Genomic DNA, 13,968 nt, shown 5'->3' with positions numbered 1-13,968 from the left:
ATTCCCACCGTGAACGGGCTCGCCGCACGCATCAACGACGCACTGCCCCAAACGCAGTGCACACGTTGCGGCTACCCGGATTGCGCGAGCTACGCCCAGGCCGTGGCCGACGGCGAGGCCGGCATCAACCAGTGCCCGCCCGGCGGTGCCGAAGGCATTGACCGGCTCGCAGGACTCACCGGCCGCGCGCCGCTGCCGCTCGACCCCGAATGCGGCACCGAAGGCCCGCGCGCCATGGCCGTCATCGACGAGGCCTGGTGCATCGGCTGCACGCTCTGCCTCGACGCCTGCCCTACCGACGCCATCGTCGGCATCAACAAGCGCATGCACACGGTGATCGAGGCCCACTGCACGGGCTGCGAGCTGTGCATTCCGGTCTGCCCCGTCGACTGCATCTCGCTCGAGGTCGAAACGCCCGGCCGCACCGGCTGGCAAGCCTGGTCTGCCGAGCAGGCCGCGAGCGCACGGCGCCGCTACGAAGTGCACGGCAAGCACCGCAACACCGACGCCCGCCTGGCCGAAGCGGCGCCCAAGCCCGAAACCCCGCAGGACGCCGGCGCACGCAAGCGCGCCATCGTCGAAGCCGCACTGGCGCGTGCCCGCGCCGCCTCGCAACAACGCCCACCAGCCACCAAACCATGACGCTCGACACCCTGCTCATCTACATCGTCGCTTCGCTCGCGCTGGCCCTGATCCCGGGGCCGACGATGCTGCTGGCACTCTCCAACGGCATCGAGGGCGGCATGCGCCGCGCGAGCTGGGGCATTGCGGGTGCATCGCTCGGCAGCATCACGCTGATCGCAGTCGTCGCACTGGGACTGGGCTCGCTGCTGGCGACCTCGGAGTGGCTCTTCAATGCGATCCGTGTCGCAGGCGTGGCCTACCTCGTGTGGCTGGGCGTCAAGCTGTGGCGCAGCGAAACCACCGACCTGCGCACCGCGCTGGCCAAGTCGCCGCTCGAAGTCCGTCCGCAGGGCCGTGTCGCGCTGCTGCGCAGCCTCATGGTGGCGCTGTCGAATCCGAAGACGGTGCTGTTCTTCGCGGCATTCCTGCCGCAGTTCGTCGACATCGCGAAGCCGCAAGGCCCGCAGTACCTGCTGCTGGGCGCCGTTTTCGTCGCTCTCGACACCTGCGTGATGCTTGCCTATGCCGGCGCCGGCACGCAGGCCGTGCGCTTCCTCTCGCAGCGCGGCCTCAAGGCAATGAACCGCGGTTGTGCGGCCGGCATGTGGCTGCTCGCGGCTACGCTTGCGGTGTGGCGCCGCCCCGGCGCTTGAAGAGCAACAGCAGCACACCCGCCAGCACTACGCCCACGGCGTACCACTCGAAGCGCGTGACCGTCTCGTCGGCGATCCACACGCCCAGCAGCATCGCGATCACCGGATTCACGAAGGTGTAGCTCGACGCCAGCGCGGCCGGTGCCCTCGCCAGCAGCACCATGTAGGCATTGAAGGCGATCAGCGAGCCGAACACCACGAGGTAGACCCACGCGGCCACTGCCTCGGCCTGCAAGGGCCAGCTCACCGTTTCGCCGGAAACCGCGGCCAGCCCCATCAACACCACGCCACCGCACAGCATCTCGCTCGCGAATCCCATCGCGCCGGGCGCCAGCGGCAGGCCGCGCTGGCTCAGCACACTGCCTAGCGACCAGCAGCAGCAAGCGATGCAGATTGCCAGCAAGCCTTCGGGCGAAGACCGGAAGCCGCTGCCCTGCGTCAGCATCAGCACGCCGACAAGCCCGAGCGCAATGCCTGCTGCTTCCAGCCGCGACGGCTTCACGCCCCAGATCAGGTTTAGGAGCGCAATGAGCAGCGGAATCACCGCGATGAACGCGACGACCAGCCCAGAGCCGATCGAAACCTCGGCGCTGGCCGTGCCGCCCATGCCGCCGCCCAGCATCAGCGCCCCGACGATGAAGGCATTGCGCCATTGCACCAGCGACGGCCACGGCGCCCCGCGCCAGCGCATCCACACGATGAGCAGCACGCCAGCGCACAGGAAGCGCGAGCCCATCTGCAGGAATGGCGGAAAGCTCACGAGCGCGTACTTGATCGCGAGGTAGGTCGAGCCCCAGACCACCCAGGTGGCGGCGAGGCACAGCCACAGCAGCAGCGGCAATCCGGAGCGCCCTGCGGACGCGGGCTTGGCTGGAGAAGCGAGGGTGGACATGTCCGAGGGAAGTCTCTTGTTGGTATGTGAAGGCAGCCATGGTATGAAAGCCGACCTCCGGCATCCATGCGACTTTCATGGTTCTGCCCTCTTCCCACCGTTGATTTGAAGGAGTTGCATGGACTTCACCTTGACCCCCACGCTGGATGCGCATGACACCCGCATCCTGGCCGAACTGCAGAACGATGCGCGGCTGACCATGGCCGAGTTGGGCCGCCGCGTGCACTTGAGCCAGCCCGCCGTGACCGAACGCGTGAAGAAACTGGAGGCCGCTGGCGTCATCAGCGGCTACCGCGCCACCGTGAACCTGGGCAAGCTGGGCTATGGCATCCGCGCCATCATCCGCGTGGGCCGCGCCGACTACGCACGCGTGGTCGAGCTGGTGCAGCAGACGCCCGAATGCGTCAATGCCTACAACGTGACCGGGGAGGACAGCTGGGTCCTGGAGATCGCGGTGATCGACGTGAGCCACCTCGATGCGGTGGTCACCAAGTTCTGCATCCTCACGGAGACCGCCACCTCGATCATCCTGAACCCGGCGCGCGAGCACCAGGCGATGCTGCCGCCCCGTAGTTCGGACGTAAAACCGCCGATCAGAAAAGTACTCAACGCGTAGCTGCGAGTGCGCTGAAGGCCGCCACCACTTCAGGCGGCGCCTGCACCATCTCGATCAGCACACCCTCGCCCGCGATCGGGAACTCGTCGTTCGCCTTCGGGTGTAGAAAGCAGATGTCGAAACCGGCCGCCCCCTTGCGAATGCCGCCGGGCGCAAAACGCACGCCCTGCGCCGTGAGCCATTCGACTGCCTTGGGCAGGTCGTCGATCCACAGGCCCACGTGGTTCAGCGGTGTCGTGTGGACGGCAGGCTTCTTGTCGGGGTCCAGCGGCTGCATCAGGTCGACCTCGACCTTGAACGGGCCCGCGCCCATCGCGCAGATGTCCTCGTCGACGTTCTCGCGTTCGCTCTTGAACGTGCCCGTGACCTCGAGCCCCAGCATGTCGACCCACAGCTTCTGCAGGCGCAGCTTGTCGGGGCCACCGATGGCGATCTGCTGGATGCCCAGCACCTTGAAGGGGCGTGCGGTAGCGGCGGTCATGCTGCGCAACTTTCCGAAGCCTGCTCCTGAACCTGCCGCGCATTGAGCCCGAGCTTGCGCAGCAGCACCGTGTCGGCTTCCACGTCGGGGTTGCCGGTGACCAGCAGCTTGTCGCCATAGAAGATCGAATTCGCACCCGCCATGAAGCACAGCGCCTGCACCGCGTCGCCCATCTGCTGGCGCCCGGCCGACAGCCGTACGCGCGCGGTCGGCATGGTGATGCGCGCCACAGCGATCATGCGCACGAAGTCGAAGGGATCGACCGGGTCCGAGTCGGCCAGCGGCGTGCCGGGCACGCGCACCAGGCTGTTGATAGGCACCGATTCCGGGTACGGGTTCAGGTTGGCCAGCTGAGCGATCAGCCCCGCGCGGTGCACCGGCTGCTCGCCCATGCCGACGATGCCGCCGCAGCACACGCTGATGCCCGCGCTGCGCACGTTGGCCAGCGTGTCGAGCCGGTCCTGGTAGGTGCGCGTGTCGACCACGTCGGTGTAGTACTCGGGCGCGGTGTCGAGGTTGTGGTTGTAGTAGTCCAGGCCTGCGGCCTTGAGCTGGTGCGCGTGGTGCGGCTCCAGCATGCCGAGCGTGGCGCAGGTCTGCATGCCCAACCCCTTCACGGCCTCGACCAGCACGGCCACCTTCTCCACGTCGCGGTCCTTCGGCGCGCGCCATGCGGCGCCCATGCAGAAGCGCGTGGCGCCAGCGTCCTTGGCGGCTTGCGCGGCGCGCACCACCTCGTCGACCTCCATGAGCTTCTGCGCCTTCACGCCGGTATCGAACTCGGCCGACTGCGGGCAATAGCCGCAGTTCTCCGGGCAGCCGCCGGTCTTGACCGACAGCAGCGTGGCCAGCTCGATATCGCCTTCGGGGAAATGCTGGCGGTGCACGGTCTGCGCCTCGAACAGCAGATCCATCAGCGGCTTGTCGAGCAGCGCCTGGATCGCCTCGACGGACCACGGACCCTCGGTCTTGGGGGCAGCGGCCTTCGCGGGCCGGTGCAGCGTGATCGCCTGTTGCAAGTCGTTGGCACCCATCAATTGAACTCCAGAATGATCTGATCGACGGCAAGCGATTCGCCCTTGCCCGCTGAAATCTTGCCCACAACGCCGTCCTGCGCGGCGAACAGCACGTTCTCCATCTTCATCGCCTCGATCACGGCCAGTTTTTCGCCGGCGCGCACCTGCTGCCCCGGCTGCACCGACACCTCGACCAGCAAGCCCGGCATCGGCGACATCAGGAACTTGCTCAGGTCCGGCGGTGCCTTGTAGGGCATCAGCTCCAGCAGCCGCGCGCCCAGCGGCGACAGCACCATTGCCTCTATCTGCGTGCCGTCGTGCGACACGCGCAGCGCCAGCGGGCTCTTGCCCGCGCCGCGCTCCACCTGTGCGGTGAACGGCTTGTCGTTGACGATGCCCTGCACACGGATCGCGCCCAGCGCAAAGCTGCTGTCGATCTTGTAGCTCTTGCCGCCGACGGCCACCGAGCTCGCGCCGGTCTTGCCATGGAAGTCGGTGACCGACACAGGGTGGTGCACGTGCTTGCCCTCCGGCCCCAGCTCGACCACCACGAACTGCTCGCCCACCTTCACGCCGTGGCCTTCGAGCTGCCCGCTGATGCCAGAGGCACGCGCGCGATAACGGCGGTGCACGTAGGCCGCGAGCGCAATCAGGAACGACGGATCGGCATGCGGCACGTCTTCCGCATGGAAGCCCTTGCCGTAGTGCTCGGCGATGAAGCCGGTGTTGAAGTCGCCCGCCACGAACTTCGGATGCGCCAGCAGCGCCGCCTGGAACGGGATGTTGCTGCTGATGCCTCGGATCACGAAGCCGTTGAGCGCCTCGCGCATGCGGGCGATCGCATGCTGGCGATCCTTGCCGTGCACGATGAGCTTGGCGATCATCGAGTCGTAGTACATCGGAATCTCGCCGCCGTCGTACACACCCGTGTCCACGCGCACGCCTTGCAGGTGCTCGGTGTCGCTCGCGAACATGGTCTCGGTCGGCGGCTGGAACTTCACCAGCCGGCCGGTCGACGGCAGGAAATTGCGGAACGGGTCTTCGGCATTGATGCGGCACTCGATCGCCCAGCCGTTGCGCTTCACCTCGGCCTGCGTCAGCGGCAGCTTCTCGCCGGCAGCCACGCGGATCATCAGCTCGACGAGGTCGAGGCCGGTGATGCACTCCGTCACCGGGTGCTCCACCTGCAGACGCGTGTTCATCTCCAGGAAGTAGAAGCTCTGGTCCTTGCCGACCACGAACTCCACTGTGCCCGCGCTCTGGTACTTCACGGCCTTGGCCAACTGCACGGCCTGCTCGCCCATGGCCTTGCGCGTTTCGTCGCTGATGAAGGGGGAAGGAGCCTCCTCGATCACCTTCTGGTGGCGCCGCTGGATCGAGCACTCGCGCTCGTTCAGGTAAATCACGTTGCCGTGCGAATCGCCCAGCACCTGGATCTCGATGTGGCGCGGCTCCTCGACGAACTTCTCGATGAACACGCGGTCGTCGCCGAAGCTGTTGCGCGCCTCGTTGCGGCACGAGGTGAAGCCCTCGAAGGCTTCCTTGTCGTTGAAGGCCACGCGCAGGCCCTTGCCGCCGCCGCCGGCCGAGGCCTTGATCATCACGGGGTAGCCGATGTCCTTCGCTATCTCGACCGCGCGCTCGGCCGTCTCGATGGCGTCGTTCCAGCCCGGAATGGTGTTGACCTTGGCTTCGTTCGCGAGCTTCTTCGAGGCAATCTTGTCGCCCATCGCCGCGATCGAATAGTGCTTCGGTCCGATGAAGGCAATGCCCTCTTCCTCGACCTTGCGCGCGAAGGCTTCGTTCTCCGACAGGAAGCCGTAGCCCGGATGCACGGCCTCGGCGCCCGTCTGCTTGCAGGCCGCGATGATGCGGTCCGCCTGCAGATAGCTCTCGCGGCTGGGCGCAGCGCCGATGTGCACGGCCTCGTCGGCCAGTTCGACGTGGCGGGCTTCCTTGTCGGCGTCGGAGTAGACGGCGACGGTGAGGATGCCCATCTTCTTGGCGGTTTGAATCACGCGGCAGGCGATTTCACCGCGATTGGCGATCAGGATTTTCTTGAACATTTGCCTTACTCATTTCTCATCAAGATGATGTTCCGCACTTGTCAGATTTGCCGGCCAGACGGCCTACATCTCCGTCAGACATTTTTCAAGCCATGCACCCGTCACTCGCGTGATCGCCATCGGCTCACGGTACGAGTGGACGGGATAGGCGTAGAAGAACTCGATAAGCCGCGTATTGCTCGCATCGGAAGTCTCTGTGCCCATGTACTTCAGCGTGGACTGAGCTTCGGACAAGGGCCGCCCTTTGAAGCGCATGACCGCGGGGATGAAAGAGGTTTGCCACGTTTCGCCGCACCGCCCGACAGTAGCCTCGGACGCCTGCGGGAACAAACGCGCCGCACATGCGGACGCAACGACTTTCAACTCATCGGAGGCTCCTGACGCGGGCAACGACTTTTCCCAGCCAGCAAGCAGACGTTCATACTCACCTTTGAGCGGGGCCAGCAGCTGTGCAAGAGCCTCTGCACGAGCCGTATCGGGCGAGTCCAACGAGCGATTCGCCTCCGCTTTTTCGGGGACGTGTAGCGCCTTGAAGAGCAGTCCGCATTGGACGCCACGCGCGTCGAATGCCGGCAACTTTGAATCGGCTGCACTGCACCCCGATACGATTCCCAGCATGGCCAGTGCGGAAACCAGGAGCTGGACAGAGCGTTGAATCACAGCGGAATGTTCCCGTGCTTGCGCCACGGGTTCTCGAGCTTCTTCTCGCGCAGCATCACCAGCGAGCGGCAGATGCGCTTGCGCGTCTCGTGCGGCAGGATCACGTCGTCGATGTAGCCGCGTGCGCTGGCCACATACGGGTTCGCAAAGCGGGCCTTGTATTCGGCCTCGCGGGCGGCGAGCTTCTCGGGGTCGTTCTTGTCTTCGCGGAAGATGATTTCCACCGCGCCCTTGGCGCCCATCACCGCGATCTCGGCGCGCGGCCAGGCAAGGTTGACGTCGCCGCGCAGATGCTTCGAAGCCATCACGTCGTAAGCGCCGCCATAGGCCTTGCGCGTGATGACGGTGATCTTCGGCACCGTGCACTCGGCGTAGGCGTAAAGCAGCTTGGCGCCGTGCTTGATGATGCCGCCGTACTCCTGCCCCGTGCCGGGCATGAAGCCTGGCACGTCGACGAAGGTGACGACCGGAATGTTGAAGGCGTCGCAGAAGCGCACGAAGCGCGCGGCCTTGATGCTGCTCTTGATGTCGAGGCAGCCCGCCAGCACCAGCGGTTGATTGGCCACGATGCCGATGGTCTGGCCTTCCATGCGGGCGAAGCCGATCACGATGTTCTTCGCATAGTCGGGCTGCAGCTCGAAGAAGTCGCCGTCATCCACCACCTTCAGGATCAGCTCCTTGATGTCGTAGGGCTTGTTCGGGTTGTCTGGCACCAGCGTGTCGAGCGAATAGTCGGGCCGGTCGGCGGGGTCGCCCAGGCCGTTGTTGCCCAGGCGCACCGGCGGCTTCTCGCGGTTGTTGAGCGGCAGGTAGTTGTACAGGCGGCGCAGCATCATCAGCGCCTCGACGTCGTTCTCGAACGCCATGTCGGCCACGCCGCTGCGCGTGGTGTGGGTGATGGCGCCGCCAAGCTCTTCGGCGGTCACGCTCTCGTGCGTCACGGTCTTCACCACCTCGGGGCCGGTAACGAACATGTAGCTGCTGTCCTTCACCATGAAGATGAAGTCGGTCATGGCCGGCGAGTACACGGCACCGCCCGCGCAAGGGCCCATGATCATGCTGATCTGCGGCACCACGCCCGAGGCCATCACGTTGCGCTGGAACACGTCGGCATAGCCGCCGAGCGAGGCCACGCCTTCCTGGATGCGCGCACCGCCCGAGTCGTTCAGGCCGATGACGGGCGCGCCGACCTTCATGGCCTGGTCCATCACCTTGCAGATTTTTTCGGCATGCGCCTCGCTGAGCGCGCCGCCGAATACGGTGAAGTCCTGGCTGAACACGAACACCAGGCGGCCGTTGATCATTCCGTAGCCGGTGACCACGCCGTCGCCGGGGATCTTCTGCTCGGCCATGCCGAAGTCGACCGAGCGGTGCTCGACGAACATGTCCCACTCTTCAAAGGTGTTGTCGTCGAGCAGCAGCTCGATGCGCTCGCGCGCCGTGAGCTTGCCCTTGGCATGTTGCGCGTCTATGCGCTTCTGCCCGCCGCCGAGACGCGCCTGGGCGCGACGCTTTTCGAGTTGTTCGATCAGTTCTTGCATGGTGTGCTTCCGAAGCTGTGGTCCTGAATTTCGTGTCTCATGGTCTGGCCGTGATGGCGGCCGCGGCGAGCAGGCTGCGCGCCGCAGTCGATGCCGGCAGCGTGCCCCGTGTCACCTGCTGCGTGAGCTGCGGGAGCAGTTCGCGCACCTGAGGGTGATGCCTGAAGGCCTGCTTGAGGCCTGCGTCGATGCGCTCCCACATCCACGCGGTGGCCTGCTTCTCGCGGCGCCTGGCGAGCTTGCCGTTGGCGGCCTGCAGCTGCCTGAAATGCGTGACGGCTTCCCAGAAGGCATCGACGCCGGTGTTGGCGAGAGCGCTCAGCTGCAGCACCTTGGGCAGCCAGAAGCGCACCTCCGCGCCGCTGTGCGCGTCGTGCACCGCGTGTGCGTGGTCCGGGTTGCCCTGGTGCCCGAAGAGCCGCAGCGCCGACGTGATCTGAGCCTGCGCGCGGGTGGCGGCGTCCTTGTCGATGTCGGCCTTGTTGATGACGACGAGGTCGGCCAACTCCATCACGCCCTTCTTGATCGCCTGCAGGTCGTCCCCCGCGTTGGGCAGTTGCATCAGCACGAACATGTCGGTCATGCCGGCCACTGCCGTCTCGCTCTGGCCCACGCCGACGGTCTCGACAATCACGATGTCGTAGCCGGCAGCCTCGCACACCAGCATCGCCTCGCGCGTTTTCTCGGCCACGCCGCCGAGCGTGCCGCTCGAGGGGCTGGGGCGGATGTAGGCGCGCTCGTGCACCGACAGCCGCTCCATGCGCGTCTTGTCGCCCAGGATGGAGCCGCCCGACACGGTGGATGACGGATCGATGGTGAGCACCGCCACGCGGTGTCCCTTGCCGATCAGCAACAGGCCCAGCGTTTCGATGAAAGTCGACTTGCCGACGCCCGGTACGCCCGAAATGCCAAGGCGAAACGAGTTGCCCGTGCGCGGCAGCAATGCCGTGAGCAGTTCGTCGGCCTGCGCGCGGTGGTCGGCGCGCGTCGACTCGAGCAGCGTGATGGCTTTTGCGATGGCGCGGCGTTGCGCCATGCCATCGGTTTCGGCGACGGCACGTTCGAGCGACTGTGCCGTGTTCAGCACGCAGCCTCCGAGGCCACGCGCCAGCGGTAGTGCAGGTCGACGCCCTCTTCGCCTTCGAGCACGAAGCCGTGCCGCAGGTAGAAGCGGTTGGCGTCGCTCTTCACGAGCGCGGTGAGCTTGATGTCCAGCCGCTGCGCGCGCGCCTGCGACTTGGCCCATTCCAGCACCCATTCACCGATGCCCAGGCCCTGGAAGCCGGTGCGCAGATAGAGATGGTCGAGGCGCAGCGCATCGCTGTCCTCCGGCTTGAGCGTGACGAAGCCGATGCGCTGGTCGCCATCGAGCACGATGTGATGCATGTACGGCACGACGAAGCCCGCGCTCAGGCGCTCGCGCGAGCGTGCCGCGTCGAAACGGCCCACGCGCTCCAGGCTCGGGCGCATCGCGTCGATGCGCAGGGCAAGCATGGCTTCGAAATCGCTGGAATCCACCGGCTGCAGCGACAGCCGCGACAAGAGATCGCCCACGTCGCGCCTCAGGCCGTGACCGCCGCGCGAATCTGCTCCAGCACGTCCTTGGCGCTGGCCGGAATGGGCGTGCCAGGTCCGTAGATGCCCTTGACGCCGGCTTCGTAGAGAAAGTCGTAGTCCTGCCGCGGAATCACGCCGCCGACGAACACGATGATGTCGTCCGCGCCCTGCTTCTTGAGCTCATTGATGATGGCCGGCACGAGAGTCTTGTGGCCGGCCGCGAGCGTGCTCACGCCCACTGCGTGCACGTCGTTTTCGATGGCCTGGCGCGCGCATTCTTCGGGCGTCTGGAACAGCGGTCCCATGTCCACGTCGAAGCCCAGGTCGGCGAACGCGGTAGCTACCACCTTGGCGCCGCGGTCGTGGCCGTCCTGGCCGAGCTTGGAGATCATCACGCGCGGACGGCGGCCCTGCTCCTCGGCGAAGGCGTTGATTTCGGTCTTGAGGGCTTCCCAGCCTTCGGCGGAGTCATAGGCAGCTGCGTACACACCGGTCACCTTTTGCGTGTCGGCCCGATGGCGGCCGAATGATTTTTCGAGCGCGTCCGAAATCTCGCCCACCGTAGCGCGCAGGCGCACGGCATCGATGCTCAGTGCCAGCAGGTTGCCGGTGTTGTTCTCGGCGGCTTCGGTCAGCGCGTCGAGCGCGGCCTGCACCTTGGCGGTGTCGCGCGACGCGCGGATCTTCTGCAGCCGCGCCACCTGCTGCTCGCGCACCTTCACGTTGTCGATCGACAGGCTGTCGATCGCGTCCTCGCTCTTGAGCTTGTACTTGTTGACGCCGACGATCACGTCCTTGCCGGAGTCGATGCGCGCCTGCTTCTCGGCGGCGGCGGCCTCGATCTTGAGCTTGGCCCAGCCGCTGTCCACGGCCTTGGTCATGCCGCCCATCGCCTCGACCTCCTCGATGATGGCCCAGGCCGCATCGGCCATGTCCTGCGTGAGCTTCTCCATCATGTAGCTGCCGGCCCAGGGGTCGATCACATTGGTGATGTGCGTCTCTTCCTGGATGATGAGCTGCGTGTTGCGCGCGATGCGGGCGCTGAACTCGGTAGGCAGCGCGATGGCTTCGTCGAGCGCGTTGGTGTGCAGGCTCTGCGTGCCGCCGAACACCGCGGCCATCGCCTCGATGGTGGTGCGCACCACGTTGTTATACGGGTCCTGCTCGGTGAGGCTCCAGCCCGAGGTCTGGCAGTGCGTGCGCAGCATCAGGCTCTTGGGGTTCTTGGGGTTGAACTCCTTCATGATGCGGCACCACAGCAGGCGCGCCGCGCGCATCTTGGCCACTTCGAGATAGAAGTTCATGCCGATGGCCCAGAAGAAACTCAGGCGCCCGGCGAAGCCGTCGACGTCGAGGCCCTTGGCCAGCGCGGTCTTCACGTATTCCTTGCCGTCGGCCAGCGTGAAGGCGAGCTCCAGCGCCTGGTTGGCGCCGGCTTCCTGCATGTGATAGCCGCTGATCGAGATCGAGTTGAACTTGGGCATCTTCTGCGCCGTGTACTCGATGATGTCGCCGATGATCCGCATGCTCGGCGCTGGCGGAAAGATGTACGTGTTGCGGACCATGAACTCCTTGAGGATGTCGTTCTGGATGGTTCCGCTGAGCTGGTCCTGCGCCACGCCCTGCTCTTCTGCCGCGACCACGTAGCCCGCGAGCACCGGCAGCACGGCGCCGTTCATCGTCATGGACACGCTCACCTTGTCGAGCGGGATCTGGTCGAACAGGATCTTCATGTCCTCGACCGAGTCGATCGCCACGCCGGCCTTGCCGACGTCGCCGGTCACGCGCGGATGGTCGCTGTCGTAGCCGCGGTGGGTGGCCAGGTCGAAGGCCACGCTCACGCCCTGCCCGCCGGCGGCCAGCGCCTTGCGGTAGAAGGCGTTCGACTCCTCGGCTGTCGAGAAGCCGGCGTACTGGCGGATGGTCCAGGGTCGCACTGCATACATCGTGGCCTGGGGGCCGCGCAGGTAGGGCTCGAAGCCGGGCAGCGTGTCGGTGTATTTCAGCCCCTGCAGGTCGGCGGCGGTGTACAGCGGCTTCACGCTGATGCCGTCGGGCGTGATCCAGTTCAGCGCGCTCACGTCGCCACCGGGTGCCGACTTGGCTGCGGCCTTGGCCCAGGCTTCGAGGTCGGCGGGCTTGAAAGAGGGTTCGGGTGTGCTGCTCATGAGGGGCCGCTTCGCAGTGTCTTGCAGAGGTGTTTGCAAATTCGCTTGCACGAATTTGCAAGTCGTTCGCGAGTCTACTCCATCCATAATTATTAATTCAAACCCGATTTTGAAGTACAGTGCGGCCCATGTCCGCCGTCACCCTTACTCCCCGCGCCCTCTATGAAGAGGTGGCCGAGCTGCTGCGCCAGCGGATCTTCCGCCGCGAGCTGGAGCCCGGCAGCTGGATCGACGAGCTGAAGCTGGCCGAGGAATACGGCATCAGCCGAACCCCTCTGCGCGAGGCGCTGAAGGTGCTGGCGGCCGAGGGCCTGGTGACAATGAAAGTGCGCCGCGGCGCCTATGTGACCGAGGTGTCGGAGCAGGATCTGGCCGACGTGTACCACCTGCTCTCGCTGCTGGAGAGCGATGCCGCCGGCGTGGTGGCCGAGCGCGCCACCGACGCGCAGCGCGCCGAGCTGAAGGCACTGCACGCCGAACTGGAAGCCGCCGCCACCCCCGAGGACCGCGAGCACTTCTTCGCCGTAAACGAGCGCTTCCACATGCAGCTGCTGGCCATCGCAGACAACAAGTGGCGCGATCAGATGGTGGCCGACCTGCGCAAGGTGATGAAGCTCAACCGCCGCAACTCGCTGCTGAAGGCGGGGCGGATCGCGGAATCATTGGCGGAGCACCGCGCGGTGATGGCCGCCATCGAGGCGCGCGATGCCGAGGCGGCCATGGCCCGCATGCGCGAGCACTTCAAGAACGGCCTCGAAGCCGCGAACTAGCGCGGCGCCAAAGAGAAACATCTCCACGGCGCGCCTCAAGCTGCTGCACACGGTGCGGTGCGCGGCCAAGGGTACGTGCTGAACCTGCGCAACGACAGGCAGGGCCGAGCGCCCTTCACTCCTGAGTCGACGTGCCGGCTTCCCCGGCAAGGCGCTGCGCCGTCTCCAGCAGCAGCGGCGCGATGCGCGCCACCATGGCGTCCTTGGGCAACAGGTAGGCAGGCCCGCCGCAACTCACGGAGTAGCGCTCGCCGCGCGGGCCCTCCAGGGCGAAGCCGATGGCGTGGATGTGCGGGTTCCACTCGCCGAAGGAGCCGCAGTAACCCGTCCTTGCGTACTCTTCGAGGCTGCTCATCAGGCCGGGCTCGATGGTGTTCCAGCTCTCCCCGCTTTCGATCCGGATCTGCGCCAGCAGCTCGCCCTGCTCCGGTTCCGGCAGCGCCGCCAGGTAGGCGCGCCCCGCGGCCGAGGTGGCAATGGCCATGCGCGTACCCACCTCGATGCGCGAGCTGATGACCACGGAACGCGGCCGCAGCGAATCGATGACGAGCATGTCGAGTTCGTCGCGTACTCCGATGTGCACGCTGACGCCTGCAGCCTCGGCCAGCGCCGACAGGTGCGGCCGCGCCACCGTGCGCAAGTCGAAATGCCGCAGGTACCGGCTGCTCATGTCCAGCAGAGCCGGCCCAAGGCTGAAGCGCTCGTTGTCCTGCGACTGTCGCAAATACCCCGCACTCACCAGCGTGGCGGTGAGTCTCGACACGGTGGCCTTGGGAATTCCCGTGGTATCTGCCAGTTCGCGATTGCCTATGGGTGCCGCCGCCATGCCGATGACCTTGAGGAGAGCCAGGCCGCGAGCGAGCGCGCTCACTTCTTCTTTGCCGCCAATCGCGTCATTCATTGAATCGAAACCTTCTTATTTCC

At 65.9% G+C, this 13,968-nt stretch carries 14 protein-coding genes; 4 read left to right on the top strand and 10 right to left on the bottom strand.

The features are described from left to right. The first annotated feature begins 9 nt into the window (after nt 1–9). Both ACWV14_RS14160 and ACWV14_RS14155 read left to right on the top strand, forming a co-directional pair. Nucleotides 10–642: an RnfABCDGE type electron transport complex subunit B gene (locus ACWV14_RS14160; protein ID WP_454909188.1), complete on the top strand. Its 633-nt coding sequence runs from the start codon at nt 10–12 to the stop codon at nt 640–642. Further along, nucleotides 639–1,277 carry a LysE family translocator gene (locus ACWV14_RS14155; RefSeq protein WP_081269000.1) on the top strand — a complete coding sequence of 213 codons (639 nt, stop codon included), beginning with the start codon at nt 639–641 and terminating at the stop codon, nt 1,275–1,277. Before ACWV14_RS14160 ends, ACWV14_RS14155 begins: the two co-directional genes overlap by 4 nt. Here ACWV14_RS14155 and yedA read toward each other — a convergent pair. Further along, complete coding sequence (yedA, locus tag ACWV14_RS14150; RefSeq protein ID WP_422086245.1) at nt 1,243–2,169, bottom strand: drug/metabolite exporter YedA; 927 nt, start codon at nt 2,167–2,169, stop codon at nt 1,243–1,245. The two genes, ACWV14_RS14155 and yedA, sit on opposite strands and share 35 nt — an antisense overlap. A 118-nt stretch (nt 2,170–2,287) precedes the next feature. Here yedA and ACWV14_RS14145 point away from each other — a divergent pair, with 118 nt between their 5' ends. Beyond that, on the top strand, nt 2,288–2,785 hold the full coding sequence (locus tag ACWV14_RS14145) for an Lrp/AsnC family transcriptional regulator (protein WP_454909187.1): 498 nt from the start codon (nt 2,288–2,290) through the stop codon (nt 2,783–2,785). Here the strand turns inward: ACWV14_RS14145 and ACWV14_RS14140 are convergent. From ACWV14_RS14140 to scpA, 8 genes are all read right to left on the bottom strand, one after another. Next, on the bottom strand, nt 2,775–3,266 hold the full coding sequence (locus ACWV14_RS14140; protein WP_454909186.1) for a VOC family protein: 492 nt from the start codon (nt 3,264–3,266) through the stop codon (nt 2,775–2,777). The genes ACWV14_RS14145 and ACWV14_RS14140 overlap by 11 nt on opposite strands. Further along, nucleotides 3,263–4,300: a biotin synthase BioB gene (bioB, locus tag ACWV14_RS14135; RefSeq protein ID WP_454909185.1), complete on the bottom strand. Its 1,038-nt coding sequence runs from the start codon at nt 4,298–4,300 to the stop codon at nt 3,263–3,265. Before bioB ends, ACWV14_RS14140 begins: the two co-directional genes overlap by 4 nt. Next, nucleotides 4,300–6,348: an acetyl-CoA carboxylase biotin carboxylase subunit gene (gene accC, locus ACWV14_RS14130; RefSeq protein WP_454909184.1), complete on the bottom strand. Its 2,049-nt coding sequence runs from the start codon at nt 6,346–6,348 to the stop codon at nt 4,300–4,302. The genes bioB and accC overlap by 1 nt, the downstream gene beginning before the upstream one ends. Before the next feature lie 63 nt (nt 6,349–6,411). Then, complete coding sequence (locus tag ACWV14_RS14125; protein WP_454909183.1) at nt 6,412–6,966, bottom strand: hypothetical protein; 555 nt, start codon at nt 6,964–6,966, stop codon at nt 6,412–6,414. A gap of 38 nt (nt 6,967–7,004) precedes the next feature. Next, a complete protein-coding gene (locus ACWV14_RS14120; RefSeq protein ID WP_081269005.1) occupies nt 7,005–8,549 on the bottom strand; it encodes an acyl-CoA carboxylase subunit beta in 1,545 nt (514 codons plus the stop codon). 37 nt (nt 8,550–8,586) lie between these two features. Beyond that, nucleotides 8,587–9,636 (bottom strand): methylmalonyl Co-A mutase-associated GTPase MeaB, encoded by a 1,050-nt coding sequence (meaB, locus tag ACWV14_RS14115; protein WP_454909182.1) that lies wholly within the window; start codon nt 9,634–9,636, stop codon nt 8,587–8,589. Further along, nucleotides 9,630–10,103, bottom strand: a complete 474-nt coding sequence (locus ACWV14_RS14110) for a GNAT family N-acetyltransferase (protein ID WP_422086238.1) — start codon at nt 10,101–10,103, stop codon at nt 9,630–9,632. Before ACWV14_RS14110 ends, meaB begins: the two co-directional genes overlap by 7 nt. 8 nt (nt 10,104–10,111) lie before the next feature. Beyond that, nucleotides 10,112–12,274, bottom strand: a complete 2,163-nt coding sequence (gene scpA / locus ACWV14_RS14105) for a methylmalonyl-CoA mutase (RefSeq protein WP_454909181.1) — start codon at nt 12,272–12,274, stop codon at nt 10,112–10,114. 128 nt (nt 12,275–12,402) lie between these two features. Between scpA and ACWV14_RS14100 the strand changes: the two genes are divergently transcribed. Beyond that, nucleotides 12,403–13,044 carry a GntR family transcriptional regulator gene (locus ACWV14_RS14100; RefSeq protein ID WP_422086236.1) on the top strand — a complete coding sequence of 214 codons (642 nt, stop codon included), beginning with the start codon at nt 12,403–12,405 and terminating at the stop codon, nt 13,042–13,044. A gap of 115 nt (nt 13,045–13,159) precedes the next feature. Here ACWV14_RS14100 and ACWV14_RS14095 read toward each other — a convergent pair whose 3' ends face one another. After that, the gene (locus ACWV14_RS14095) at nt 13,160–13,945 is read right to left on the bottom strand and encodes an IclR family transcriptional regulator (RefSeq protein ID WP_422086235.1); all 786 of its coding nucleotides are present in this window, start codon (nt 13,943–13,945) and stop codon (nt 13,160–13,162) included. Nucleotides 13,946–13,968: the final 23 nt, after the last annotated feature.

The sequence above is a fragment of the Variovorax durovernensis genome (assembly GCF_977011995.1).
Note: the sequence above shows the minus strand (reverse complement) of the source record. Positions and strands in the feature narration are given on the sequence as shown.

Bases quoted from the DNA above. Each gene is read 5' to 3' on its own strand.
- ACWV14_RS14155 (WP_081269000.1), top strand. From the start codon at position 639: ATGACGCTCGACACCCTGCTCATCTACATCGTCGCTTCGCTCGCGCTG.
- ACWV14_RS14095 (WP_422086235.1), bottom strand. From the start codon at position 13,945: ATGAATGACGCGATTGGCGGCAAAGAAGAAGTGAGCGCGCTCGCTCGC.
- ACWV14_RS14100 (WP_422086236.1), top strand. From the start codon at position 12,403: ATGTCCGCCGTCACCCTTACTCCCCGCGCCCTCTATGAAGAGGTGGCC.
- ACWV14_RS14120 (WP_081269005.1), bottom strand. From the start codon at position 8,549: ATGCAAGAACTGATCGAACAACTCGAAAAGCGTCGCGCCCAGGCGCGT.
- ACWV14_RS14145 (WP_454909187.1), top strand. From the start codon at position 2,288: ATGGACTTCACCTTGACCCCCACGCTGGATGCGCATGACACCCGCATC.
- ACWV14_RS14140 (WP_454909186.1), bottom strand. From the start codon at position 3,266: ATGACCGCCGCTACCGCACGCCCCTTCAAGGTGCTGGGCATCCAGCAG.
- ACWV14_RS14125 (WP_454909183.1), bottom strand. From the start codon at position 6,966: ATGCTGGGAATCGTATCGGGGTGCAGTGCAGCCGATTCAAAGTTGCCG.
- scpA (WP_454909181.1), bottom strand. From the start codon at position 12,274: ATGAGCAGCACACCCGAACCCTCTTTCAAGCCCGCCGACCTCGAAGCC.
- accC (WP_454909184.1), bottom strand. From the start codon at position 6,348: ATGTTCAAGAAAATCCTGATCGCCAATCGCGGTGAAATCGCCTGCCGC.
- bioB (WP_454909185.1), bottom strand. From the start codon at position 4,300: ATGGGTGCCAACGACTTGCAACAGGCGATCACGCTGCACCGGCCCGCG.
- yedA (WP_422086245.1), bottom strand. From the start codon at position 2,169: ATGTCCACCCTCGCTTCTCCAGCCAAGCCCGCGTCCGCAGGGCGCTCC.